The 25,267-nt window shown below is 56.8% G+C and carries 22 protein-coding genes; 5 read left to right on the top strand and 17 right to left on the bottom strand.

Features of this window, described 5'->3' with window-relative positions; translation table 11 throughout:
• Positions 1-13 precede the first annotated feature (13 nt).
• On the top strand, positions 14-1,192 hold the full coding sequence (locus tag AAGD24_RS04530) for a potassium channel family protein (RefSeq protein ID WP_085681632.1): 1,179 nt from the start codon (positions 14-16) through the stop codon (positions 1,190-1,192).
• A 1-nt stretch (position 1,193) separates the two neighbouring features.
• On the opposite strand, the gene AAGD24_RS04525 is transcribed toward AAGD24_RS04530, so the two are convergent.
• From AAGD24_RS04525 to typA, 5 genes are all read right to left on the bottom strand, one after another.
• Positions 1,194-2,051 (bottom strand): CYTH domain-containing protein, encoded by an 858-nt coding sequence (locus tag AAGD24_RS04525; protein WP_085681633.1) that lies wholly within the window; start codon positions 2,049-2,051, stop codon positions 1,194-1,196.
• 103 nt (positions 2,052-2,154) lie between these two features.
• Positions 2,155-3,162, bottom strand: coding sequence for a porin (locus tag AAGD24_RS04520; RefSeq protein WP_085681634.1), 1,008 nt, complete (start codon positions 3,160-3,162; stop codon positions 2,155-2,157).
• A gap of 498 nt (positions 3,163-3,660) precedes the next feature.
• On the bottom strand, positions 3,661-4,125 hold the full coding sequence (dtd, locus tag AAGD24_RS04515) for a D-aminoacyl-tRNA deacylase (RefSeq protein WP_085681635.1): 465 nt from the start codon (positions 4,123-4,125) through the stop codon (positions 3,661-3,663).
• Between the two features lie 81 nt (positions 4,126-4,206).
• The gene (gene pip / locus AAGD24_RS04510) at positions 4,207-5,169 is read right to left on the bottom strand and encodes a prolyl aminopeptidase (RefSeq protein WP_379866683.1); all 963 of its coding nucleotides are present in this window, start codon (positions 5,167-5,169) and stop codon (positions 4,207-4,209) included.
• 99 nt (positions 5,170-5,268) lie between these two features.
• Positions 5,269-7,080, bottom strand: a complete 1,812-nt coding sequence (gene typA / locus AAGD24_RS04505; protein ID WP_036203432.1) for a translational GTPase TypA — start codon at positions 7,078-7,080, stop codon at positions 5,269-5,271.
• A gap of 558 nt (positions 7,081-7,638) precedes the next feature.
• On the opposite strand from typA, the gene glnA reads away from it, so the two are divergent.
• The 4 genes from glnA to ntrC all read left to right on the top strand — a co-directional run bounded on the left by glnA (position 7,639) and on the right by ntrC (position 12,583).
• Entirely contained in the window at positions 7,639-9,042 is a 1,404-nt protein-coding gene (glnA, locus tag AAGD24_RS04500; RefSeq protein WP_036203429.1) for a glutamate--ammonia ligase, read from the top strand.
• A 175-nt stretch (positions 9,043-9,217) separates the two neighbouring features.
• Positions 9,218-9,748, top strand: a complete 531-nt coding sequence (locus AAGD24_RS04495) for a DUF4124 domain-containing protein (protein ID WP_036203426.1) — start codon at positions 9,218-9,220, stop codon at positions 9,746-9,748.
• A 328-nt stretch (positions 9,749-10,076) separates the two neighbouring features.
• Positions 10,077-11,159 (top strand): nitrogen regulation protein NR(II), encoded by a 1,083-nt coding sequence (gene glnL / locus AAGD24_RS04490; RefSeq protein WP_036203423.1) that lies wholly within the window; start codon positions 10,077-10,079, stop codon positions 11,157-11,159.
• Complete coding sequence (gene ntrC / locus AAGD24_RS04485; RefSeq protein ID WP_305937482.1) at positions 11,156-12,583, top strand: nitrogen regulation protein NR(I); 1,428 nt, start codon at positions 11,156-11,158, stop codon at positions 12,581-12,583. Before glnL ends, ntrC begins: the two co-directional genes overlap by 4 nt.
• Positions 12,584-12,594: 11 nt before the next feature.
• Here the strand turns inward: ntrC and AAGD24_RS04480 are convergent, their stop codons facing one another.
• The 12 genes from AAGD24_RS04480 to AAGD24_RS04425 form a co-directional block, all read right to left on the bottom strand.
• Complete coding sequence (locus AAGD24_RS04480) at positions 12,595-16,368, bottom strand: DUF6701 domain-containing protein (RefSeq protein WP_379866680.1); 3,774 nt, start codon at positions 16,366-16,368, stop codon at positions 12,595-12,597.
• Complete coding sequence (locus AAGD24_RS04475) at positions 16,365-16,778, bottom strand: hypothetical protein (RefSeq protein WP_379866679.1); 414 nt, start codon at positions 16,776-16,778, stop codon at positions 16,365-16,367. The genes AAGD24_RS04480 and AAGD24_RS04475 overlap by 4 nt, the downstream gene beginning before the upstream one ends.
• Complete coding sequence (locus AAGD24_RS04470) at positions 16,768-17,547, bottom strand: type II secretion system protein J (RefSeq protein WP_379866677.1); 780 nt, start codon at positions 17,545-17,547, stop codon at positions 16,768-16,770. Before AAGD24_RS04470 ends, AAGD24_RS04475 begins: the two co-directional genes overlap by 11 nt.
• Positions 17,547-18,047, bottom strand: a complete 501-nt coding sequence (locus AAGD24_RS04465; protein ID WP_085681641.1) for a type II secretion system protein — start codon at positions 18,045-18,047, stop codon at positions 17,547-17,549. Before AAGD24_RS04465 ends, AAGD24_RS04470 begins: the two co-directional genes overlap by 1 nt.
• Positions 18,047-18,493 carry a type IV pilin protein gene (locus tag AAGD24_RS04460; RefSeq protein WP_305937486.1) on the bottom strand — a complete coding sequence of 149 codons (447 nt, stop codon included), beginning with the start codon at positions 18,491-18,493 and terminating at the stop codon, positions 18,047-18,049. The genes AAGD24_RS04465 and AAGD24_RS04460 overlap by 1 nt, the downstream gene beginning before the upstream one ends.
• A 99-nt stretch (positions 18,494-18,592) precedes the next feature.
• Positions 18,593-19,063: a type II secretion system protein gene (locus AAGD24_RS04455; protein WP_085681643.1), complete on the bottom strand. Its 471-nt coding sequence runs from the start codon at positions 19,061-19,063 to the stop codon at positions 18,593-18,595.
• Positions 19,064-19,096: 33 nt separating this feature from the next.
• Positions 19,097-19,606, bottom strand: a complete 510-nt coding sequence (locus AAGD24_RS04450; protein WP_379866675.1) for a Tfp pilus assembly protein FimT/FimU — start codon at positions 19,604-19,606, stop codon at positions 19,097-19,099.
• 34 nt (positions 19,607-19,640) lie between these two features.
• A complete protein-coding gene (locus tag AAGD24_RS04445; protein WP_051946555.1) occupies positions 19,641-20,222 on the bottom strand; it encodes a hypothetical protein in 582 nt (193 codons plus the stop codon).
• Complete coding sequence (locus AAGD24_RS04440; RefSeq protein ID WP_379866673.1) at positions 20,223-21,452, bottom strand: type II secretion system F family protein; 1,230 nt, start codon at positions 21,450-21,452, stop codon at positions 20,223-20,225. It lies immediately after the preceding gene.
• Positions 21,452-23,248 carry a GspE/PulE family protein gene (locus AAGD24_RS04435; RefSeq protein ID WP_036203396.1) on the bottom strand — a complete coding sequence of 599 codons (1,797 nt, stop codon included), beginning with the start codon at positions 23,246-23,248 and terminating at the stop codon, positions 21,452-21,454. Before AAGD24_RS04435 ends, AAGD24_RS04440 begins: the two co-directional genes overlap by 1 nt.
• Before the next feature lie 3 nt (positions 23,249-23,251).
• Positions 23,252-24,430 (bottom strand): tetratricopeptide repeat protein, encoded by a 1,179-nt coding sequence (locus AAGD24_RS04430; RefSeq protein ID WP_085681644.1) that lies wholly within the window; start codon positions 24,428-24,430, stop codon positions 23,252-23,254.
• Complete coding sequence (locus tag AAGD24_RS04425) at positions 24,427-25,266, bottom strand: ExeA family protein (RefSeq protein WP_036203392.1); 840 nt, start codon at positions 25,264-25,266, stop codon at positions 24,427-24,429. The genes AAGD24_RS04430 and AAGD24_RS04425 overlap by 4 nt, the downstream gene beginning before the upstream one ends.
• Between the last annotated feature and the right edge of the window lies 1 nt (position 25,267).

The raw sequence follows: 25,267 nt of genomic DNA, 5'->3' as shown, positions 1-25,267 counted from the left end.
TGTAAGGAAACCGATGCAGAGGAATCGCCGTCCGCTGAACCCGGAACACCAGCTTTCTCACTTGCCCATGTCTGGCATTATCCGGTCACGCATCAAGCGGCTTTTTACCATTCTTGGCGGGCTGTTGATCACCCAGGTGGTGATCATTTGGGCGGCCGAGGACCTCACACTCTTCGAGTCTGCGTGGATGACCATGACAACGCTGGTTACCGTGGGCTACGGTGATTTTGCGCCGCAAACCATCATCGGACGGCTCAGCACCGTTTTCCTGATGTTCATTGCCGCCATCACGCTGCTGACACTTATCGTCAGTGATTACATCGAATACCGGTTCTACCGCCGGGAACGCATTTTAACCGGACGTTGGATATACGCCATGAAAGACCACATCGTTATCATCAACACACCGCAGACGGGTGGGGAACAGTATTTTTCCCGCTTTGCCTCCCAGATGCGGGCCGTACCCGGCTATGAAACCGTTCCCATCATCATACTGACCAGCCAGTTTCCGAACGGGCTTCCGCCCGAACTGGCAGACAACGGACTGGTTCACTTCCATGGCTCCGGCAGCGATCCGGAAGCTCTCAAGGCGGTGCACGCGGGTGCGGCCCGACATATTATCGTGCTGGCCGCCGACGAATCCGACCCAACCTCCGACAGCCTGACTTTCGATATCGCCCACAGGCTGAGTGAGTCCAACCTTGGCCAGAAAGTCACGGTGGAGTGCGTACGGGATGAAAATCGGGATCGCTTTACTTCTGTGGGTGTCCGCACCGTTATCCGACCGGTTAGAACCTATCCGGAGATCATGGTGCGCTCGGTCATTGCACCAGGCTCAGAGAAGGTCCTTGAGGACTTGTTTAATTATCAACACGACCACCCCCACCGCTACGAAATTGAACTGGACGACCTGAACTGGGCGGATATCGTCAGCGCGCTGATTCGGCATGGCATCGGCACCGCACTCGCCTATATTGACGACAACAACGAAGTCGTTTGCCACCCGCCCACCGACAAGGAAATTGAAGGTAAGGGCCTGATCGTTCTGGTGAAGTCCAGTGAGACCCCGGACGTGGAAGTGGTGAAAGAAGCCTTGTCCCATTATCGCGATTTCATTAACAAATGGCACAACCTGCAAAAACAGGCCACTCAAGAGGATAGCAACGTCCCCAAAGCGGCCGATCAGCCATAAGCTATGCCGCTGCGATGGCCAGTTGCAGCTGGCCGAGTTCCTTGCTGGTTGTCATATCGCCGATGGACCTCCCCTCTGCCAGCATACGGAACACACACTGGCAAAACTCCTCGGCGCCGCGCTCGCGAGCCATCCGAGCTATCGCTCGAAAATCGTCTTCCTTCACGGGAGCGGGCTGCCCGATGAGCCATGACACGCTGAGGAGCGAGAGAAACTCATTCACCGACAACTCGGCATCCCGCTCTGCTTTCGGAACCGGTTGATAGAGCCCCGCGAGGTAGTACCCTTGCTCCGCCTTGCTGACAAGGTTCAGAAACACCGGCACTTCATCCGCCAGACGTCGCGCCCACGCTAGTAACAACGAGGCATCTCCGGCCTTAAGCTCAAATTCAACTTCACTGAGCGGGCGGGACTGCCCACCCGCCACGATTTCCCCGGAATCAATGGCCACTTCAACCAGGCTTTCCCCTTGCTCAATCATGACCACACGACGCTGAAAGTTGGTCTCAAACACCGGTTGCAGTTCGGCAAGGTTCACGCTCTGCCCCACAGGGGTGTCCGCGATGAGCCCCATATTGAGCGTGGTACCGATCAGCGGCCACTCCCACTCCTGGCGACGATGAGCACCATCAACGAACTCACCGCGGGTTTTCAGGGTCTGGATGTGCCTGTCACCCAACTTCCGGATTCGCAGGGCAATCTTCTGGCGGTTGAGATCCCCGTCGGGCGTGTCGTAGTAGGTGTTTCCCAACTGTAGGGTCCCGGACTCATAAGTGTTTGGCTGACCCAAAAGCCAGTCAACGGCTCGGTCCAGATCAGGCTGCGCCACGCTGAGTTTGATTTCCAGTTCCTGAGCCATCCGCCCTCCTGCCGTGTGAATTCTGATTTCAGCATACATAAAAAAACCGGCAGCCCGAAGGCTGCCGGTTTTCGACTACTTAATAGATTAGCTGGTTAGCTGATCAGAAGTAGTAAACACCACCAACGGCCAGCGCAGAACGCTCGCTTTCGTCGGCAACACCGTAAACGCCGTCGTCACCGTCACCCAGGTAACCTTCAACGTAAACGTACATGTGGTCAGACAGGTTGTGCAGCGCCTGCAGAGTAATGGTGCTACGCTCGGTGTCGTCTGAATCATCAGCTACGTCAAGCTCATAAGTCGCGGCGAACTGGTTCGGACCAACAGCGTATACAGCGTGAACGCCGTAGCGATCGCCAACGTCTTTACGAGTCTGGTACTGACCAGTCAGGCTCAGGGCGTCCAGGCCAACAGTGGCACGCAGGCCGTAGGTGTTTTCGTTGTTCGGGCCACCAGCGCTATCGTTGGAGTCCATGGCGACAGCCAGCTCTACGTTGTCAACAGCGTAGGTAGCGGCCAGCTGATAGGGATAAGACTTGTCGCTCCCCTTATCAGGCAGGCTAGCGTCATCAAGATCACCATTGATCTGTACAGCAGCGCCCAGGGTCAGACCACCGAAAGACGGAGTCATGTACTGAACCAGATCGCCTTCGCCAGTTTCGTAGCCGCCACCGAAGTTATAGGCAGCAAACTCGTAGAAGTTGGCAATCTTGTCGATAGAGCTTTCGTATGTGGAGTCGTCAGAACCAACCCAAACCTGGCCGAAGCTGTCGCCTTTCACACCGATGTAAGCCTCATCAACGTCTTCCAGACCGCTCTCGCGATCCTTATCGTCAGCGGCCAGGCCTTCAAGTTCCAGCTTGAAGAAGCCAGTGATACCCGGAGCAATTTCGTGGTCGTGCTTCACACCGATGGTTGAACCATTGTCGGCGTGCTCAAGGCCGTTTTCACCGCCTTTAACGTCCGCATGGTAAACAACATATTGGATGTTACCGTAAACTTCCGGCATGGAGTCCATACGGGCTGCCAGTTCAGAAGCACTCTCCATAGCCAGCGCGGAACCAGAGAAGGTCGCTGCGGCGATTGCAGATGCGAGGAGCGTTTTTTTCATGTTGCGTCTTCCTTTTGAGTTAACTCAGGTTTTAGCGTCGGGTTAGTTTCCCGCTCTTTAGACTTCACCAGTCGGGCTGGTTGAGCCCTATTCTGTTTATTAACCATGTCAGTTTTGTGACAAGGCCATAACAATTCATTTTTCTTCTTGTCGGTAAAGAGCTCATCAGGCTCTTTACAGCTCAGTCACTTACATTGCTTTTTTAAAGCACTGAGTGATGAACCTGTTTTAATACAATGATGTCGAATTTGCAAATTTTTAATCGAGACTTTTTAGCTCAATTAAGCTTAAAAGGGAAACTATTTATGCCATGAACTGTCATCTGCTTTCGCGAAACTTTCTCTTCAAATCCGGGGCCAGAAACCATTAATTTATTTAAAATCAGAAAATTAATGGCCAAAAATCGCTTCACGGGCGAACTAGGAACCCAGCCTGCTGGCTACTGCCGCACCAGAAAAGAACAACCACCGTTGCAATGCCTCGCAATAGGGCGACATCTCAACCCCGCCCTGGCACACCCGACACCTCCAGAAGAAACGTGACCGGCCCATCGTTTACCAAGGCCACCTTCATGTCCGCACCGAACTGCCCCTGCCCAACCCGATCTGCGCCCAACCGCGACTCACACGACGCCACAAATTCATGAAACAGGGCTTCGGCGGATTCCGGACGCGCAGCCACCGAAAATCCCGGGCGAGACCCGGACCGGGTATCAGCAGCAAGCGTAAACTGGGGAACAACGAGGAGGGAGCCGCCCATATCGAGCAGGCTGCGATTCATCCGTCCCTGGTCGTCGGGAAATACCCGGTAGGCGAGTAGTTTTCGACACAGTTCCCGCACCGTGCTGGAGTCGTCTGACTTCTCAACTCCGAGCAACAACAACAGCCCCGAACCAATCTCGGAGATGACCTCATTGTCGACGGTGACGCTGGCGTGGGTAACCCGCTGTATCAGCCCTTTCATCAAGCTCCCTGCACAAGGACTCAAAATTCGGAACGAAGTTTATCCACGCACCAGGCTCGCCGCAACCTTCTTCATGTGACTTTACGTATCCCTACCTTCAAGCTTCGCGGCGACCTCATCGACCCCACGCATCAGGGCATCAATGATGGCGGGCTCGGACGCTGAGTGTCCTGCGTCCCGTATGATCCTCAAGTCGGCTTCTGGCCAGGCCTGGCTCAAAGCCAGAGCATTGTCCAGCGGGCACACCATGTCGTAACGGCCATGGACAATGATGCCTGGAATATCTTTGAGTAACGCCGCGTCACGTACGATCTGATTATCGTCCAGAAACGCATTATTCATGAAGTAATGGCATTCGATTCGTGCCAGGGCAATAGCCACATGGGGGTGCCCGAAGTGCTCAACCACACGAGGGTTCGGATGCAGGGTTGCACACCGCCCCTCCCAGATGGACCACGCCTTGGCGGCCTGTATCTGCTCCAGTTCGTTGCTGCTCGTCAGGCGACGGTAGTAGGCCGTCACGAGATCGCCACGTTCATCCTCAGGAATGGGTGCCAGGAAATCGCGCCAGTAATCAGGGAACACGCGGCTCGCACCTTCCTGGTAGAACCAGTGGATATCCCTGGGCCGGCAAAGAAAAATCCCCCTCAGCACCAGGCCAAGCACCCTGTCCGGGTGCGACTGGGCATACACCAGGCTCAATGTAGATCCCCAACTACCGCCAAACAGTATCCATCGGTCTACCCCAAGAAAGGCCCGCACCGTTTCCATATCGTCCACCAGTCTTTGCGTGGTGTTTCCTGAAAACTCGGCCAGCGGGCTCGAACGGCCGGCGCCCCGCTGATCCATAAGAATAACCCGGTAGCGCTCGGCGTCGAAAAAACGGCGGTGATAGTCCTCACATCCGCCGCCGGGCCCGCCATGGACAACCAGAACGGGAATACCATTCGGATTGCCGCTTTCTTCAACATACAGTTCATGGGGCGGATCAACCGCAATGCGATGCTGGGCGTTGGGCTTGATATCAGGGAACAGGGTGAGCATGAGGCGCTCCGGACAAAGGATTTAACCGGAGTTTAGCTGAAGACAACAAAAAAGGGGCGGGCCACATTGGCACCGCCCCTTAATATCACGTACTGAAGATTACTTCTTATGAGCGCGCTTACGCTCATTCTCGGTCAGAAGCTTCTTGCGCAGGCGGATCGACTTGGGCGTCACTTCCACCAATTCATCTTCATCGATGAACTCCAGAGCCTGCTCAAGGGTATGCTTGATCGGCGGCACCAGGCCGATGACCTCGTCCTTGCCGGACGCACGCATATTGTCCAGCTTCTTCCCCTTGGTGGGGTTAATTACCAGATCGTTGTCACGACTGTGAATACCACACAACTGACCTTCGTACACTTCCTGGCCGGGATCCAGAAACAACTTGCCCCGGCTCTGTAGTGTTTCCAGCGAATAAGTCAGCGCGGCACCAGTTGCCATTGACACCAGCACACCGTTCTGACGACTGGTCACATCACCGCTCTTAATAGGGCCGTAATGGCTGAAGGTTGAAGTCAGAATACCCGAACCGGAGGTCATGGTCAGGAAGGCGTTACGGAAACCGATCAGCCCGCGCGCCGGAATCGTATACTCAAGACGCATACGGCCCTTTCCGTCCGGCACCATGTTGGTCATTTCACCCTTGCGGAGCCCCATCTGATCCATAAGCGCACCCTGGTGCTGCTCTTCGATGTCGATGATGACGTTTTCGTACGGCTCCTGTTTAACACCATCGATCTCACGGATAACCACTTCCGGACGACCCACGGCGAGCTCAAAGTTCTCGCGACGCATGTTTTCGATCAACACTGAGAGGTGCAGCTCGCCACGGCCGGATACCTTGAACTTATCTGCCGACTCACCTTCTTCAACTCGCAGAGCAACGTTGTGCAGCAGCTCTTTTTCCAAACGCTCTTTGATGTTGCGGCTGGTGACAAACTTACCTTCCTTGCCACAAAACGGTGAGTCGTTGACCTGGAACGTCATGGAAACCGTCGGCTCATCCACCGTCAACGGCGGCAAGGCTTCAACATTGGCCTGGTCACACAAGGTGTCAGAGATGTACAGCTCATCCATGCCGCTGACGCAAATAATGTCGCCCGCCTGCGCTTCGTCGACTTCAACACGCTGCAGCCCGGAATGGCCCATGATCTTGAGAATACGGCCCTGGCGCTTTTTGCCGTTGGCACCAATGGCCGTAACCGGAGAGTTGGTTTTAATCTTGCCGCGCATAATGCGGCCGATGCCAATGACGCCCAGGAAGCTGTTGTAGTCCAGCTGGGAAATCTGCATCTGGAACGGACCATCCCGGTCGACGTTGGGTGCAGGTACGTGATCAACGATGGCCTGGAAAACCGCGTCCATGTTGTCGTCCAGCTTTTCGTGATCCATTCCGGCAATGCCGTTCAGGGCACTGGCGTAGACAATCGGAAAATCCAGTTGCTCATCGCTGGCGCCAAGGTTGTCGAACAAGTCGAACACCTGATCCACTACCCAGTCCGGGCGAGCTCCAGGGCGGTCAATCTTGTTCACGACGACAATCGGGTGCAGGCCCGCATCAAACGCTTTCTGGGTGACAAACCGGGTTTGTGGCATCGGGCCATCAATAGAGTCAACCACGAGCAACACGCAATCGACCATACTCATGACACGCTCGACTTCACCCCCGAAATCGGCGTGACCCGGGGTGTCCACGATATTGATGTCGTAGTCGTGCCACTTCAGCGCCGTGTTCTTGGCCAGAATGGTAATACCACGTTCTTTTTCCTGGTCATTGGAGTCCATGACACGCTCGTTTTCGAGCTCTTTGCGATCCAGAGTGCCGGACTGGCGAAGAAGCTGGTCAACCAGTGTGGTCTTGCCATGGTCAACGTGGGCGATGATGGCGATATTACGAAGTTTATCAATCACAACTATAATCCTGCAGCATGCACTGAATGACCTGAGAGGTCTTCAGTAGGCGCAAAGCCCCTTACATGCCGTCTCAAATCCGTAAAATGAATTTCATTTGTCGGGCCGGGAAGCCCGAATACCCCCTGAAGAAACTCAGCGTCTGTGCTGAATACCTGAGGCAAAAATGAAGTGGCGCGCAGTATATAGCAAACTCACTTGCGTTTATATGAAGAAAAACGCTTATCGAAGCAACAACCCATCTGCATCATTTTGGTGCATTATTTCAGCTATCGCACCGTTTTAACGCACCACGAAAGAGCGATAGGGCCACCCAATCAGCACATATCGCTCCAAAACAGCCCGAACGCCTTGGTATTGCGCACTTGTGGCGCATGCATCAAAAACTGGCAAGGCTATTGCTAAACCTTAAGCAGCCGAATTTGCAGGTAACTCGCAACAGCTTTTGTTAAGCTGCCCTACCTGAAAGAAAGATCGGGAGTCAGCACTGCTGAACGATCCGGCAACAATGTACACAGAAATCGCCCGCACGGCGGGATAACAGACGGAGCATGCACAATGTCCAAGACGATTGATCTGATCAAGGAACACGAAGTCAAATGGATCGACCTGAGATTCACTGACAGCCGTGGCAAAGAACAACACGTAACGCTGCCGGCCACCGAGGTGGACGAGGACTTTTTCAGCGACGGCAAGATGTTCGACGGCTCTTCAATCTCCGGCTGGAAAGGCATCAATGAATCCGACATGATTCTGATGCCGGACGACAGCACCTCCGTGCTGGACCCGTTCACCGAAGAAACCACACTGAACATTACCTGTGACATCGTAGAGCCTTCCACCATGCAGGGCTATGAGCGTGACCCACGCTCCGTTGCCCGCCGTGCGGAAGAGTACCTCAAGTCCACGGGCATCGCTGACGGTGCCCTGTTTGGTCCGGAACCTGAGTTCTTTGTTTTCGATTCTGTTAAATGGAATGTGGATATGCAGGGCGCTTCCTACCACATCCACTCTGAAGAAGCCGCCTGGGTATCCGGCGAAGACTTCGATCGCAACAACATCGGTCACCGCCCGGGTGTTAAAGGTGGTTACTTCCCGGTTCCGCCAGTGGATAGCCTGCACGACCTGCGTGGCGCCATGTGTGCCGCTATGGAATCCATGGGCCTGGAAATTGAGGTTCATCACCACGAAGTCGGCACCGCTGGCCAGTGTGAAATCGGCGTTGGCGCCAACACCCTGACCCGCAAGGCTGACGAAGTGCAGATTCTCAAGTACTGCGTACACAACGTGGCCCACGCCTACGGTAAAACCGCCACCTTCATGCCCAAGCCTGTGGTTGGTGATAACGGCTCCGGCATGCACGTACACATGTCCCTGAGCAAAGACGGCAAGAACCTGTTCGCAGGTGACAGCTATGCCGGCCTGAGCGAAGCAGCGCTTTACTATATCGGTGGTGTCGTCAAGCACGCCAAGGCCATCAACGCCTTTACCAACCCTGCAACCAATAGCTACAAGCGTCTGGTTCCGGGCTACGAAGCACCGGTTATGCTGGCCTACTCCGCCCGTAACCGTTCGGCCTCCATCCGTATTCCATACGTGAACAGCCCGAAAGCACGTCGTATCGAAGTGCGTTTCCCTGACCCGGCGGCCAACCCGTACCTGGCGTTCGCTGCATTGATGATGGCCGGCCTGGATGGTATCCAGAACAAGATCCACCCGGGCGATGCCATGGACAAGGATCTGTACGACCTGCCGAAGGAAGAAGCGCTGAACATTCCGAAGGTTGCTGAAACCCTGTCCGAAGCTCTGGATTGCCTGGCTGAAGATCATGAATTCCTGACCCGCGGCGGCGTGTTCACCGAGGACATGATTGCCGGCTACATCGATCTGAAGCGCGGTGAAGTTGAGAAACTGAACATGACCACACATCCGGTCGAGTTCCAGCTCTACTACTCCTGCTAATCCGTTCGTAAGGATCAGCAACCCAGAAAAGCCCCGCCTCGTGCGGGGCTTTTTCGTGTACGACCGCACATTTCGGCCAGCCTTAACGGAATGTAACCAAGCTACCGGGTAATGGCGTTGAAATACTCATGACTGGCGCTGATAATCGGATAAAACAATCAAACAGGTTGTCTCTATGAATGCACGGTTCGCACTACTCTCAGGCATTGTCGCTCTCGCGGCGTTTCCGGTTTCCGCCGAGGTCTATCGCCAGGTGGATGCTCAGGGCAACGTTACCTATACCGACGAACCCTCGGAAGGCACGCCTGCTGAGGAGATCAAAGTGAAACCGGTCACCACGGTCACCCTGCCAAAACTCGAAGCGGTTCGTGAGCCAGAGCGGTTGCGGGAAAAAGTGCAACAGGAAGGCTCCGTCTACGACAGCGTCCGTTTCCTCGCGCCGGGCGATGACCAGGCCTTCCACAGTGGCAGCGGCGACGTGGAATTCCGCGTGACCAGTTCACCTGGCCTTCGGGGCAGCCACAAGTACGAAGTGACACTCGACGGCCAACCGGTTGGCCAGAGCGCGTCCGGGACAGTGATGGTGCGCAATGTGTTTCGCGGCACCCACGATGCAGGCGTCAATATCGTCGACAGCAACGGTGTTACCGTCAAGAGCGGCGAAACCATTACCTTCACCATCCACCGGCCCAGCGTCAACAACTGATGCACCCTTCCGGGGCCCCGACCGCTTCGAGCCGGGGCGCCATACAAACGCAGACCTGTAGCGGTTAGCGAACCACCACGCCATTCTTGATTGCACCACTTTAGTGCGATCGCACCATAAAAAAGCCATACTCTGACCATTCCCAGGGCGGATATCCGCGGGCAGGCTTTACGCAATGATATTTCTGCACTACACCACGCCGTGTTCACAGGCCTGTAACCCGCATGCCCGCTAAATGCGCACTGTCATAGCCACGAACAGCCAATGTGGTTCGTTTTTTGCAAAACTGCCTTAGCAACCCGCAAGGCCCATCAAAAGGGACAAACGAATGGCAATACCGGCCGGATACAAAAGCATACTGGACAGCCTGACCACAGCCGTACTGGTGCTGAGTGACGGGTTGCGGGTCCAGTACCTGAATCCGGCGGCCGAAAGTCTGTTTGAAACCAGCGTAACCAGAAGTAAGGGAGCCCCGATCAACGACATCCTGATCGACTCTGAAGATGCCCTGCAAACACTGTATGCGGCAGCCGAGAATGGCCAGTCGTACACCAGACGCGAAGCGGAGTTCATACTGACAAGCGGATTGCGGCTAACGGTTGATTATTCCGTGTCCCCCATAAGCCTTGAGCCAACGGAACTGTTGATCGAAATCCAGCCCAGGGACCGCTTGCTACGGATCAGCCGGGAAGAAGACATCATCTCCCAGCAGGAAACCACCCGGATACTGGTCCGGGGCATGGCCCATGAAATCAAAAACCCTCTTGGAGGTATTCGCGGGGCCGCCCAGTTGCTGGACCGCGAGCTGCACAACGAAGACCAGAAAGAATACACCCAGGTGATCATTGCAGAAGCGGACCGCCTGCGAACCCTGGTGGACCGCATGCTCGGCCCGAACAAAGCCCCAAAAATGGCGTCCACCAATATTCATGAGGTTCTGGAGCGCGTCAAAACCCTTTTGGAAGCTGAGAGCCGCGGCCGCCTGAACTTCCGAAGAGATTACGATCCCAGCCTGCCCGAGTTCCAGGGCGACAAGGAACAGCTGATTCAGGCTTTCCTTAACATCGCCCGCAACGCCATGGAAGCCGCGTTCGAGAACCAGGCGGAGATGACCGGCGACGAACAGCCGACGATCACCTTCCGCACACGCGCATTGCGACAGTTCACCATCGGCCACAAACGCCATCGCCTGGTGTGCCGCGTGGATGTGATTGATAACGGCCCGGGCATACCACCGGATCTGTTGCAAAACGTTTTCTACCCGATGATCAGTGGGCGAGCCAGCGGCACAGGCCTCGGCCTGTCCATCACCCAAAGCATCATCGGGCAACATCACGGGCTTGTTGAATGCGAGAGCGAGCCCGGAAAAACCGACTTCATCATCTTCCTGCCTCTGGAGGAAAACCAATGAGCCAACCGGCAAACGTCTGGATAATTGACGACGATCGCAGTATACGTTGGGTGCTGGAGCGCGCCCTGAACCAGGCCGGTATGCAGCCCCGGGTGTTTGAAAGTGGCGAAAGCATCATGATGAGGCTGGAGCACGAACAGCCCGATGCCATCATCAGCGACATCCGTATGCCCGGCGTCGACGGCATCACCTTGCTCTCACAGATTGTTGATTCACATCCGGATCTGCCGGTGATCATCATGACCGCCCATTCCGACCTGGAAAGCGCGGTGACCAGCTACCAGACGGGCGCCTTCGAGTACCTTCCGAAACCGTTTGACGTGGATGATGCCGTCGCCCTGGCGAAGCGGGCCGTTGCTCACAGCCACGAACGCCGGGCCACCTCGGAGCCGCAAGCCGAAAGCGCACAGAGAAATGCCGAAATCATTGGTGAAGCGCCTGCGATGCAGGAGGTGTTCAGGGCCATCGGCCGATTGTCCCACTCCAACATCACCGTACTGATCAATGGCGAAAGTGGTACCGGTAAGGAACTGGTTGCCCAGGCCCTTCACAACCACAGCCCCCGGGCCAGCCACCCTTTTATCGCACTCAACATGGCCGCGATTCCAAAGGACCTGATTGAGTCCGAGCTGTTTGGCCATGAGAAAGGCGCCTTCACCGGAGCGGCTGCCGCCAGGCAGGGTCGCTTCGAGCAATCCAACGGAGGCACTCTGTTCCTCGACGAGATCGGAGATATGCCCGCCGACACCCAGACACGGCTATTGCGGGTACTCGCGGATGGGGAGTTCTATCGGGTGGGCGGCACCACGCCTATCAAAGTGGACGTTCGCATCATCGCGGCTACACACCAGGACCTTGAAAAACTCGTCCAGGCGGGCACCTTCCGGGAAGATTTGTTCCATCGCCTGAATGTTATCCGGGTGCACCTGCCAAAACTCGCGGAGCGCCGCGAGGACATCCCGCGGTTAATGGAACATTTCCTCAAGCGGGCTGCCCGGGAACTGGCCGTGGAAACCAAAATACTGCGCCCGGAAGCCGAGGAATACCTCACCACCCTGCCCTGGCCCGGCAACGTCCGCCAGCTTGAGAACACCTGCCGCTGGCTGACGGTGATGGCCAGTGGCCGCGAGGTTCACGTCGATGACCTGCCGCCCGAGCTTATGCAGCAGGCCGAAGCGCCGGCCACCGGTCAGACCTGGCAGGAAGGCCTGCGCAACTGGTCGGAACAGGAGCTCAAACGCGGCCACAAAGGCATTCTGGATACCGCCGTGCCGGAGTTTGAGCGCATCATGATCGAGACCGCATTGAAGCACACCGGCGGGCGCCGGCGTGATGCCTCCATCCTGCTAGGCTGGGGACGGAATACCTTGACCCGCAAGATTAATGAACTCGGGATGGATCACCCGGAGGGGGAGGAGGACTGACCCCCTTCCCGCTATTTTTCCTGCCAATAGATAACGCGGTCGTGGCCACGGTAGACGCCGAAGGTGGCCAGGGCTGAGGGCGCTTCGGCAGTACCATCCTCGTCTGAATCCTCCCGGAGCCATTCGTCAACTGTCCATGTCAGTCGATCTGTACCTTGGGAGCCGGTCGCCTGAAGCCGTAGTGGTCCGGCCTCACCCGCGGTAAACGTGCCCGAATCCGAAACGAGTGTGTGGTGATTGGCAGCGCTCGAAATGGTGGCTGTCGTCCAGCTGGTGCAGTTATCGACCGTATTGGTTACGTACCGCGAGCCATTCCAGTATTCCAGCCTGAAAGGCATCCGTAGCTCTTGCACATTTTCAGGACCATACACGTTGTCCATGGACAACCGGCCAAAACGGATGTCGAAAGTCGCTGCCGGTGAAAATTTATACGGCGCACCGTCGGCACTGACGCCATCAGCGTCGGTGATATCAGTCACACCATAGGTCAGAAGATGATTCGATGGGCCGGGAAGGCCGGGTGGGGAAGGTGGCGGCGTAAGGGGGGCAACCCTCGCTTCAGGGACCTTCAGGTAACGAACGGTATCACCAGCGGCATAGTTGAACTGCAGAAGACCGGACTCGGGCTCGGCCACCAACAGCTCCCCTGCGGATACGTTGGTACTGACGTCAATGCTCTCATTCTCACGGTTCACTGCCGAGCTGTCTTCGACGGGAAAAGTTCGAATCACGTCCTCCTTGACCAGCTTCTGGAATCCGGGCTCGGTGTAGTTCCTGGTACGAGCTCCATCCATCGACAGGGCTTCAATTGTCAGTGTTGGCGCCAATAACCATGAAATGTCCTGCCCGGTGTAATTGAAAGGCGTTGGTGCACCGCAATGAGCGCCCAGTGCACCTTCGTCAATGGTGACGTTAAAACGATCGGGGTAAAAACGCCCCGTAGGTGCACTGGTGCCCTTAGGCACCGTTTTACCAAGATACCCACCGGTTACCGGCGTCGCTGTAAAACGGAACACGCCAACCTCTGACATCTTTACGCTGACCGTTTCAGTCGCATCCAATGACCGGGAATGGGAATAGCTAGAGGGCGACACAGTGCCATTGACACCACCCGAGGGCGCAACCAGTTCCGAGGCAATGGGGACCGTCAACATCCGGAAGTTAGGAGTAACAGGGTTTGCATCACATAGATCGGTGTCAGTGTCGCTCTGCCAGCCAACAGCGGTGATCGACAGATCAAAAGGCTCATCGGCCCTGACGAATACGTCACAAGAAGAATCGCCCGCCGCACACGCTCCTGCGCTACTGACACAAAACCCCGCCGGGGTGCTGACAAAGGCATCTGAGCCTGGCATCGACAAGCCTTCGTCGTTATTCGCAGGTGATCCGTCATATCTGGCACCGAGGTCCAGACGCCCCGCATCCGGGTAGCTGACTTCAATCTCGGCGATACCGTCATCACCAAATGAGAGGTTCAGAGGTGTAGGCGCACTCTCGTCCCCACTGATATCCGTGTTGTTCACCGACAAGGGGCGATCAACAGGACGGCCTCCCGGGCCGGGATCCACATACGTTGACCAGAAATGGACTTCCCGCTCAACATTTTCAAACGCCGGAACACACGCCTGGCTCGCATCGTCCTGCCGTACGGCTTGAACCTGTATCGGGCCCGACGGCTTATGGGATGTCAGGTCAGGAATATCAAAGGCCAGCCCCGACGCAAAAAACTCCAACTTGCAGTTTTCAGAAGACAGAGGGCCGTTGCCGCTCTGACAAAGCGTTACGGATTGAGGACGAGTTGATGGCTGCGAGCCCACCACATCAAGGACGACCTCACCGGCGACTGTGTTCTGCAATACGAACTCGCCCGTCCCACCAACAATCGTCACCGGATTGCCGCCCTGCCAGCCTTCAGTAGGCTCAAGCGTTGCCTCAACCGGGTCGGTAAAGAGTTCGTTGTCGTTACACCCTGCAGTGGCACAGGCGCGGATGGTGACCGTTTCTGGCTGGCAGGTCAGCGCCACGCCATCATGAAGGATTTCAAAATGATCAACCTGGGCGCCCACCGGGTTCAGCTTGAGGGCGCACAACTGGAAGCCGTCCAGTTCATGGATATTGTTAGAACCGCCGGTGGAGCCCGTCAACGACAACAGGAAATTTTCTGGCACAGCGGGCTGCCCAGGTTCGTTCAGCGCATTAAAACTTTCCACAAGGATCTGGTAATTGTCACCAGTACCGGACACATCACGCTCCACCGATACCAGGGCCTCGCCGGAAACACGTGAATCTACGGTGACCCGGTAACGATGGGCAGACGGATTGTTTCCCGGCTGGTCAATACCCGGAGATACACTGCCGGTTCCCCGCAAATACCGGTACCCACCCTGCTCTGCTCCCCTGACGGCGACTGCATCCCGTCTGAATCCCGCCCCTCCAACACGGCCTTCGTTGGAGTTAGAAAAATTACCAAACTCATCAAGACCTATACCAAGCCACCCGCCGGCAAATCCCGGATCTCCATTACTCCTCTGGGCGTACCCCAGGGACCCGCCATAACTTCCAGGCTGAGGCGTCACCCTCGCATCAGAAAGTACGACTGCCAGACCATCCGCGCCATTTCCCCCATAGGCGTAGTAATCGAATTCAATGATCACCAGATTTTCCGCACCCGGAATCTCGCGCTGAATAGTTGCAGCCGTGGCCTGGTTAGAACGGGCTTCTGTCATACGAAGACGACCGTTCACAATACTTGGCGTGAAATTTCCTCTCGACACGGATGTCACCCAATCGTCTGCAGACAGGCTGCCATCAAGATAATCATCAGTGAAGCAGGTGAGCGCATCGTCGTCGCTCACATCCATAGTGATCGTGTCGCCACCATGCTCCTGCCACCCACCACAAAAGAAGCCTAAAAAACAGTTCCGGTACTCAACCGTTAACAGGACCGCGTACTGTCCTTCCGTATCGAACGTATCTGTCCGGATAAGCGGCGACCTTGAGCAGCTGGATGATCCAGATACAGACTGAGCCACCTGCTGTCCATCGACCAACCATGTTTCACGCCAGTCCTGAGTCGAGAGAGTCGGCACTGGAGGGCAACCTGCCACATCAGCAGAAAACGAAACGCTATCGTCGACGCCTATCGACACTGGGCCCACTGACTCACCGTTGGCCGACAAATCCACGGGCCCCGCTGCTCCTGAATCACACAGCCCTTCCAACAGGTCCGTATTGACGTCAGAGTCAGAAAACTCTACGTCTCTGTTTCCAGTGGAAATCGCCCCTCCGGCGGCTACAGCACCGTCGATGTAGACGTTGTTCCCAATCGACGCCGAGCCAGCTGCGTATATCAGACCATTAATCACAACCCGGTTGTTTGCACTATTCCCGCCACCTGCAATGCTGAGGCTTCCGCGCACAACAATAAGCAGTTGGTCCGGAGAGCCGGATTCGTTCAACCGAGTGCCGCGATCAATTGTCAGGTTGCCGTTGACGAATATGACCTTTTGCGCCCCGGGCTGAAGCACAAGCTCATAGCTAGGTCCTGGCTGAGAGGAGACATATTCCTCACCTCCCAATTGGGGAACTCCTGAGGGAGGCCAGGTTCCGTTGGCCCAGTTCACACCGGTAAGGTCAAGGGTGTTTCCCGATGCCTGCAGGTTGTCATTGACACCATCCGGTTGACTGAACACATCGCTACATTGTGCCGCATACGCCAATGGAGCAATCATCGAACACAGAACAATAACCACGATCCGTGGTAACTCGCGCAGAACAGACATCATCGCACACGCACCTCTACCACCCTGGTTGATTCATCCGGCCCAGCACCGCATTGCCCGGTACTGGTTATGGTATACACCGTGTTGCCACCGGAACCGCCAATATTGGCCGTTACCGACTCGCAGGTCATGCGGGAACGACAGCTTTGCAGTCCATCTGCATCATTAAAAACCAGTGGGCTGTTCAGCCCGGCACAGTCGGATGCCTCGAGCACGTCACGAACCGCGACCTGCGCACCGCTTTCAGCCGCAAAGAATGCCCGCTGTGACTGAATCTGCAGGCTGACTGACTCACCGCTGATCTGCTGCATCTGAGACATGCCCAAAACCAGCAGCGACAGCACGGTGATAACAAAGAGGGCAACGGGCAGGCCTGCACCAGCCTGATGCTGTCGAGATCTGTCAGGGAACATTGCGGATCTGTACCTCCTGACTGATGGCGGTGGACTCTCCGGTTTCAGTATCTTCCAGCACCAGACGGAAGGACACTACCGCACCACGCTGCAAGGTAGGGGGCGTAACCTCAAACAACAGTGATGCCGCCTCAAGGTTGGCTGCCAGCACCTCACGCCCCGGATACGCGGTTGGCAAGCCGGACGCCACCGGCTCGTTGATACCGTAGTTTCTGTATCGGTATAGCCAGCGGCCAGACTGGCAGAGTGCTACCGGGTCACCAACAACATAAAATCGCTTCTCAGGCGATTTAGCGGAAAAACGATGGGGCGAGTCCAGAGTGACCGTCACCGGTGAAGCACCGGCAGGCATAGTCGCCAACGGCGACACCGGGCCGGGATTGGTCACATCGTAGAGATTACTGCCGTATCCATAGACCACAACCCGGCCCCTTGCGGAACCTCCATCCGGAAGCGGCACCGCTTCAAACGAATCAGGAGTCGGCCCGCCGGGCAAATTCTCGTAGTTCGACGCAGCAATGATCGGCATCCATTCAATACAGGAACCGCTCGAATTGGTCCGAACCGAAGTCGGCAGGGCTTCCCTCAGCCCCCGGCTGATATGCTCGCTGACAACCACGCCAGTAAGCGCCCGCTGCTGACGAGATCCCACATCAATGGCACCACGGGTGGAGAGTGCTACAAACTGCACCGAAATCGTAGCAACAATAGCGAGCAGAACGATCACGATGACCAGCTCCACAAGGGTAAACCCTGCCACACGCCTCATCAGAAATTTGCCCTGTAGGCCGAAAATGAAAACGATTGCCCTCCCGGAGCAAGAACCGTTAGATCGACCCTTTTGGCCTCAGAACCGGGGAGTCCCACATCAGCACCAGCACAAACCACCGAAACTGAAACAGAAAAGCCCGCATAGCCATCAAGAACTTCACCATCGTTATCGCGGGCGTTTTTCGGCGGGCTATCCGTCAAGTCGTTGTAGTCATCGACGTCATCGTAGGTACCGCGTTCTTCACCAGGTTCTGCTCCTATATTGCAGCCGCCTGAATATTTCGGCATACCTCCCTGAGGCACTGAGTCGTCGTACTTCCGGGTAATGATTTCATCCATGTACAGCTGTGCAAGCTCTACGGCCCGGGTCTGGTTCAAGGGATCAGCGCTGCGACCACTGATAAGGGCGAACGCTCCCACCACTCCGGCAATGGCCACACTGATAATGACAATGGTCATCACCAGCTCCACCAGGGTGGCACCGCGCTGGTCAGACATCACAGCTGACAACTCCCACGATAGACCGCACCGAGGGAACTCAGGCAGGATTCAAAGGTGCTGTCGCCAGTAAAGGTAAACTCGATATTGGTCCCGGCCCCTGGTGAACCGTCTGCTCCGAATGTCACCGTCAGTGGCAAGCCACTAGCAACAGACAAAGACGTTTCCGCCCGTGGCAGCTCAAACGTCCTCGCCCCGACGGTAAACCGGAAGTGCTCTGCACTCTGTGAAATGGTCAGACTGTTAGAAGAGTTGCCTGCCAACGCTGCTTGTTGGGCAAGCAGCGTTGCAGAGGCAAGTTGTTGGGTAGCCAACAAGGGAGAAAAGGCGGAGCGGCTGGCAAACAGGCCAACACCCAGAGCGGAGAGAACCCCGATCAGGATGATGACCATGACCAACTCAACAAGGGTGAACCCCGATGACATCGGGGCGATTCTTTTTCTCATGCCCCACTCCCGGATTGCCCGTATCCCCAGCGCAGCACGCAGGTCGGGTTAGTAAAAGCGTAATCCGACCTATGATGCGTGTCTAAACAACGTCTGTAGTTAACAACCGTCCGCATCAAAGCCAGACGTCTGGCCGGTCGTCGGATCATACGAGAAGATGCATGAAGCTGCGGTGGTTGCCCCGACAGGAGAAACTGTCGCAGGATCGGCCGCCACGTCAGTGCCGTCTGTCAACGTATAGTCTTCGGTTGACAATTGTGCTGCAGCGCCAATACCAGCCGCATCCGATGTCGGATATCCTTCTGGAGACATGGTCACAGTTGTCGACCCTTCCAACTCGACGCTGCCTGTACTGCCCTGAGCAAGCCATTTTGAATGAGCAATGGCCGCAGCAGATTTCACACTGCCCTGCGCACCTTCCAATGTCGCCCTCCTTGCGTCACTCCCCAAATCCGCAAACCTAGGCAACGCAAACGCCGCCAAAATACCCAGAATTACAATCACCATTACCAGTTCAATAAGGGTGAAACCTTTCTCTTTTCTTGCGGCCATCTGGTTCATCATATTCATGGTCTTCTCCTGCTTTTGCTGCTTTAAAATGGATTAATTGATAACCCGAATTACTTCGCCGCTGTCGGCGTCGTATTGAATGTTGTCCGTGCCACCATTGAGGTTGTACTCGTAGGTACAAACGGACCCGCTTGCGGTTACTGTGTAATCCGTTGTGTCGCCGGAGGTTGCCACGGTCGGCGCGTTTGACTGCATCAGGGCCAGCCAGAGGTTTTGGCACTCTGTGGCACTCATGGCCGTCGGGTCAGTGTTGCCACCTACGCCCGTTGGCCAACCGTCAGCACTCACGTCGACGTTTTCCTCGCCAAAGCCGGGCAGATTAGTTTGTGCGCCAGCGGCGCCACGGGCGGTCCACTGGGCACGAACCAGTGCAACAGCAGCGGCGTAGGCGCCCGAAGTGCCCTGGATGCTTGCCCGGTGGGCCTCGTCCGACAGTTCGGCGAACCTTGGCAACGCAAAGGCTGCAAGAATGGCGAGTATGGAGATCACCACCACCAGCTCAATCAGGGTAAACCCCTTTGTCTGGTGCGCTTTTAGTGTCATTGCCCTCATAGCGTGGCCTCCCTGAGGCTTGTTATCAATGTTCGGCACGATCATTCTGCGTCTCCACCGGCTGCAACCTCAGCCCGGACTGGAGATCCTGTCCATCGAGGCGTCCGTTGCCGTTCCTGTCCGTGAACTCGACCGCCACAACCCAGGCCATGGGTGTGTCGCCGCTTCCCTGCCTGTCTCCAAGGGTTATCGGCTGGCGTGGTTGAAATATAACCTGTCCCTGCGCGCCTGCCGTGTCTTTTTTGTAGCCTTTATCGCCGGTTTGTAACGGCTTGAAACACCACCTGCCGGGCTCCGGCAGCCCGTCATGACAAATCCCATCATACCGGGCCGGTTCTGATCCAAACCATTCGAAAGGGTTTCCGCCCGACCAGGCCCTGAAGTCGGCCCCTTCCTGCAGGCGAATCTCTGCCCCTTTTACGACCAGCACACTTCTGATCTGGTTGATCATCAGCCGTGTACCTTGTTGTTCCGCCCTGCCGGCTTCCCGCTCTACAACTCCCAGTAATACCCACCAGAGGGTAAAAAGGATGCACAGGGCCACCAGAAACCTCAGGCGATGTGAATTGGTCAGCACCGACATCGCCGAATACTTCTGGCCGGTCATTCACCCACGCCCCATGGCGGCCGCTCCCAGGTCCCATATGGGCAGGAACACGCCCAGTGCAAGAATGAGAACCAGGATACCCATGGCCACGATCAGTATCGGTTCGATGGATTCCGCCAGCCGCTTGAGGCCGTAGTCCACGTCTTCATCGTAAAAGTCCGCCACGTTCACGAGCATGTCGTCCACCGAACCGGTTTCCTCACCCACCGCAATCATCTGCAAGATCAGCGGCGTGAACATATCGCTCTGCCGGGCTGTCCGCAGCAGGCTTTCACCGCGTTCGATACCGATCCGCATCTCCTTGATGTGCTTGGATATCCAGGCGTTATCCGTGGCGTCTGCAACCACGGTCAACGCATGGGTCACGGGCATACCCGCAGACAGCATACTGGCGAAGTTACGGGCAAACCGGCTTAGGGTAATCAACTCCAGCAGCGGTCCGATAGTAGGCATTTTCAGTTTGTAGCGGTCCCAGGTCAGGCGTCCCTGGTCGGTGTTTTTCCACTGCCTCACCAAAAGCGCCGTTGCAGCCATACCGAACAACACGATGTACCAGTAGCCCAACAGGAAGTTTGAGGTACCAACAAGTACCTGGGTCAGGAATGGCAGGTCGGCGCCCAGTTTGTTGAAGACCGCCGAAAACTTCGGGATCACCAGAAAGTTCACCACCATCAGCGCCGCAAACAGGGCAATCACCACGAAGGTGGGATAACGCATGGCTTGTTTGAGACGCCGCTTGGTGTCCCGCTCCAGCTCGAGGATCTCAGACAGCCGTTTGAAGGCATCGTCCAGTTGCCCGGTGTTCTCTCCCACGTGGATCATGGCGATAAACAGATCCGGAAACACCTTGGGATGCGCCTGCATGGCGGTAGCCATCGTGGAGCCAGCCTCAAGGCGATCCGTTACGTCGTCCAGCACTTCGCTGAGCGCGGGCGAGCGCGTCGTGTCCGCCAGGCCACGCATGGTTCGTATCAACGGGATGCCCGCCTTGGTCAACGCATGCATCTGACGGCAGAACACGATCAGTTCGTCCAGGGTGATTTTCTTGCGGAACAGCGGCAAGTTGTTCAGCCGGTCGCCGATGGATTCGCCTTGTGCCTGCTCATGGATCGCCAGGGGTGTGATGCCCCGCCGCATGAGTTCGGACGCTGCCGCCTCGGGGCTCGGCGCAGCCAGCGCACCCTGTTGCACGGTTCCTCTGCTGTCCTTACCCCGGTACGTAAACTGCATCAGACACCTCCCTCATTGGGAGCAGGGTTGTCGGCGCCGCTATCACCAGAGGATTGAGAGAGCACCGGCACCTCATCCAGGGACACGTCGCCCTCAGAGGTCGCCGCCACCCGGGCCACTTCTTCCAGAGTGGTCACGCCCTGCAGTGCAAAATCCATGGCACAAAGACCAAGCGGCCGGTAAAGGTGGCTCCTGCGCGCTTCCCGGGTGAAACCGGCGATGTCCTGGCGGCGCAGTGCGTCCAGCATCGCCTCGTTCATTTCCAGCATTTCGTACACACCCAGACGCCCCCGGTAACCACTGTTGCTGCACTGGTAGCAACCGCGACCATGTACAAACCCGGCCTCCAGGTCGAGCGGATCAAGATCGAACTGGTTCAGCCAGACTTTTTCCTGACTGGTGGGCTCGTAGGCCTCGCGACAGTTCTCACAAACCTTGCGCACCAGCCGCTGGGCAACAACGCCAAGCAGGGAACTGGCCACCAGGAAAGGCTCCACGCCCATATCAATCAGTCGCATGGCGCTGCTGATGGAGTCGTTGGTGTGCAGCGTCGAGAGCACCAGATGGCCGGTCATCGCCGCACGCAGGCCAATCTCGGCGGTTTCATGGTCCCGCATCTCGCCCACCAGGATCACGTCCGGGTCCTGGCGCAGCGCGGCGCGTAGTACACTGGCGAATTCCAGGCCGATTTTCGGGTTTACCTGCACCTGGGTAATGCGCGGCAGCCGGTACTCCACCGGGTCTTCTGCGGTGATGATTTTGACTTCCGGACGGTTGAGTTCGGTTAGCGCGCCATAAAGGGTTGTGGTCTTACCGCTACCGGTCGGGCCGGTGACCAGGATCATGCCATGGGGCTTCTTGATCATACGGCGGAAGTTTTCGAGCAGCGTTTCCGGCATGCCGGTGACGTCCAGATTCAGCATGCCCTGGCTCTGGTCCAGCAAACGCATGACCACCGACTCGCCGTACTGAACCGGCATGGTGGAAACCCGCACATCGATGCTGCGGCCCTTTACGCGGATATTGAAGCGGCCATCCTGGGGAATCCGCTTCTCGGAAATGTTCAGGCCAGCCATCAGTTTAAGGCGTAGCACCAGAGCGGAGTTAACCCGCTTTTCCTTCATCACCTGTTCCTGCAGCACGCCATCCACCCGTTGGCGAATACGTACCACGGTCTCGTCAGGTTCAATGTGAATGTCGGAGCTGCGGGCCTGCACGGCATCTTCAAACAGCGTCTGCAGAAGCTTTACCACAGGTGCTTCCGCGCTTTCAGACTCGGCGCTGAGGTCCGCCAGGTCAAAGGCGTCGTCGCCCAGTTCGTCTTCCAGTTCTTCCGCCAGCGAGGCAATTTCGTCAGTACGGCGATACACCAGATCGAGGGTATTCAGCAGTTCGCTTTCCCGCACAACGGCCTGCTTGATCGGCTGTTTCAGCACCCGCACCAGTTCGTCGTAGGCGAAGATGTCGAGCGGGTCGGCCATACCTACCAGCAATTCGCCGCTCTGTTCCGCCAATACGATGCTGCGGAAACGGCGGGCCATGGCTTCCGGCAGCTTCTTGACCAGCTCGTTGTTGAACTGGAAGTGGCGCAACTGAACGAATGGCACATCCAGTTGGCGTGACAGGATGTTGAGGAGGTTGTCCTCTTCCACATAGCCCAGATCGATCAGGGTACGGCCCAGCTTGCGTCCGGTATTTTTCTGCTCACGCAAGGCGGTCATCAACTGTTGCTCAGTGATGACGTCGTTCTGGACCAGCAGGTCGCCTATGCGGATTTTTTTCTTTGCTTCAGCCATGGATCATCCTGCCCGCAATGCCTGCAGGCGTTGCTGTACGTAGTCGGCCAACGACCGGGGCAGCCCCGGAAGTTCGGCTGCCTGCTGGTAGGCCCTGGCCGCTCCGGCCTGCTCGCCCTGTGTCTCGAGGGAAATTGCCAGCCCCACCCACCATGGAGCCTGGCTGTCATCCCAGGCAATCAGTGCCGCCCAGTGCCGGGCGGCTTCTGCACTGTCACCCTGTTGTTGCAGCAACGTTGCCAGCGTAACGCGGTATTCGGCATGTCCTTCCACAGGCGGAATGCTCGACGTCAGTGTGTTGAGGGCCGCACCCAGATCATTGTTGGCGTGCAGGGCCCTTGCTCTCAGCAAACGCAAAGCCGTGTTTTGTGCGGTAACCTCCGCGGGCAGCCAGCCAAGGGCCTGATCCTGTTTGCCATCAACCAGCAATGCCCTGGCAACCACATAGCGGCTGCGGGGGGCGTCCTGCTCCCGGGTCAGGGCCGCAAGACGGCGCTCTGCGTCGGTAATACGGCCCTGCGCCACCAATTTTTCCAGCTCCCTCGCAGTGCTGCGATCGGTCGCAGCCGGCGTTTCCGGCACCTGTTTCACGTCAGCAATGGCAGTCTTTTCTGGTTCCGTTTCCTTAGCTTCTGTTTCTGCCTCTTTCTCTGGCTCCGTCGATGACGGTTCAACCTTTTCCCTTTTCGCCACCGAGGCAGGGGGCGACTGGGCTGGCTCCTGCTCCGTGGTATCAGGTTCCGTGGTTTCCGGTGACAACGGCTCTGGTGCCGGGTTTTGAGACGCGGGTGTTCGCGGTGTGGATGCTTGTATTTGAACCGGTTCCGGCTCAGCCATTGCGGGCGACGACACGGCCTTCACCGCTTCTGCTGGTTCTTCGGGCTCCGCTCGCGAAACGTCAGCGGCAACATCGCTTACCTTGGCTTGACTTGGTTCATCTGCCGAGGGCGCAGTATCGGTAGAGGGAACTGACGCGAGTTCTGCGGGGGCAGAAGAGGAGTCGATGGAGAGCAGCCAGTAGCCGCCAAGGCCAGCGACTACGATCGCCAGAACCACCAACACGCTCACCAACGCACGCTTGCGATTGCCAGCCTGCGCCTGACCTCCCGCATAGACTCCGGGCGCCACAGGCCGATCCTGGCGCTGTTCGGCGGCCCGCAGAGCATCATTGAGCAAACTCATAGCCACCTCACCAGAAGGTTGGGCACGCGGGCGCTGTCAGTGTCCCTGACTGCTTGCATCACGTGCCAGCGGCTGACCTGTTGGTCGCCCCGGCCCCACGCTGACAACAGGGACTTATGGGCGATAATATTGACCAACCGCGGGATACCGCCGGATGAGCGGGAAATCAAACGCAGTGCGGAGGGTGCAAACAGGTCACCGCCGTTGTACCCGGCCTGGGACAGGCGGTGCCTGAGGTACTGTGCTACCGACACCTTATCCAATGGTGCCAGGCGATACTGAAAGGTAATCCGCTGCCGTAGCTGCCTCATGCTGTCTCGTTGGAGTATCTGGTCCAGTTCCGGTTGTCCGAATAGCACCACTTGCAATAGCCGGGTACTTTCGGTTTCCAGATTGGTCAACAGACGCAGCGCCTCGATGGTTTCCTCGGGCATGGCCTGGGCTTCATCAATCACCAGCACCACCTGGCGTTGCTCCATGGCCAGCGCAATCAGGCGCTCGTTCAGAGCTTTCAGTATCTGGTGGGTGTTGGCGCAACTCGCAACGTCCACACCCAGCTCCTCCGCCACAGCCTCATAGAGGGTCTCCGGTGTCAGGTGCGGGTTGGGAATGTAGGCCGTATGGGCGTCCTGCTCCAGCTCATTGAGCAACAACCGGCACAGCAGGGTTTTGCCGGTACCAACCTCGCCGGTGATTTTTATAAAGCCTTCCCGTTCACGCAAGGCCACCAACAGCAGTTCCAGCGCATCGCTGTGGCTACGTGCCCGGAGGAAATACCGGGTGTTGGGCGTCAATGCAAACGGTGCTTCCTGCAGTCCGAAATGAGCTTCGTACATG

This window comes from Marinobacter sp. M5B (assembly GCF_042604615.1).
Taxonomy (GTDB): Bacteria; Pseudomonadota; Gammaproteobacteria; order Pseudomonadales; family Oleiphilaceae; genus Marinobacter; species Marinobacter salarius.
Note: the sequence above shows the minus strand (reverse complement) of the source record. Positions and strands in the feature narration are given on the sequence as shown.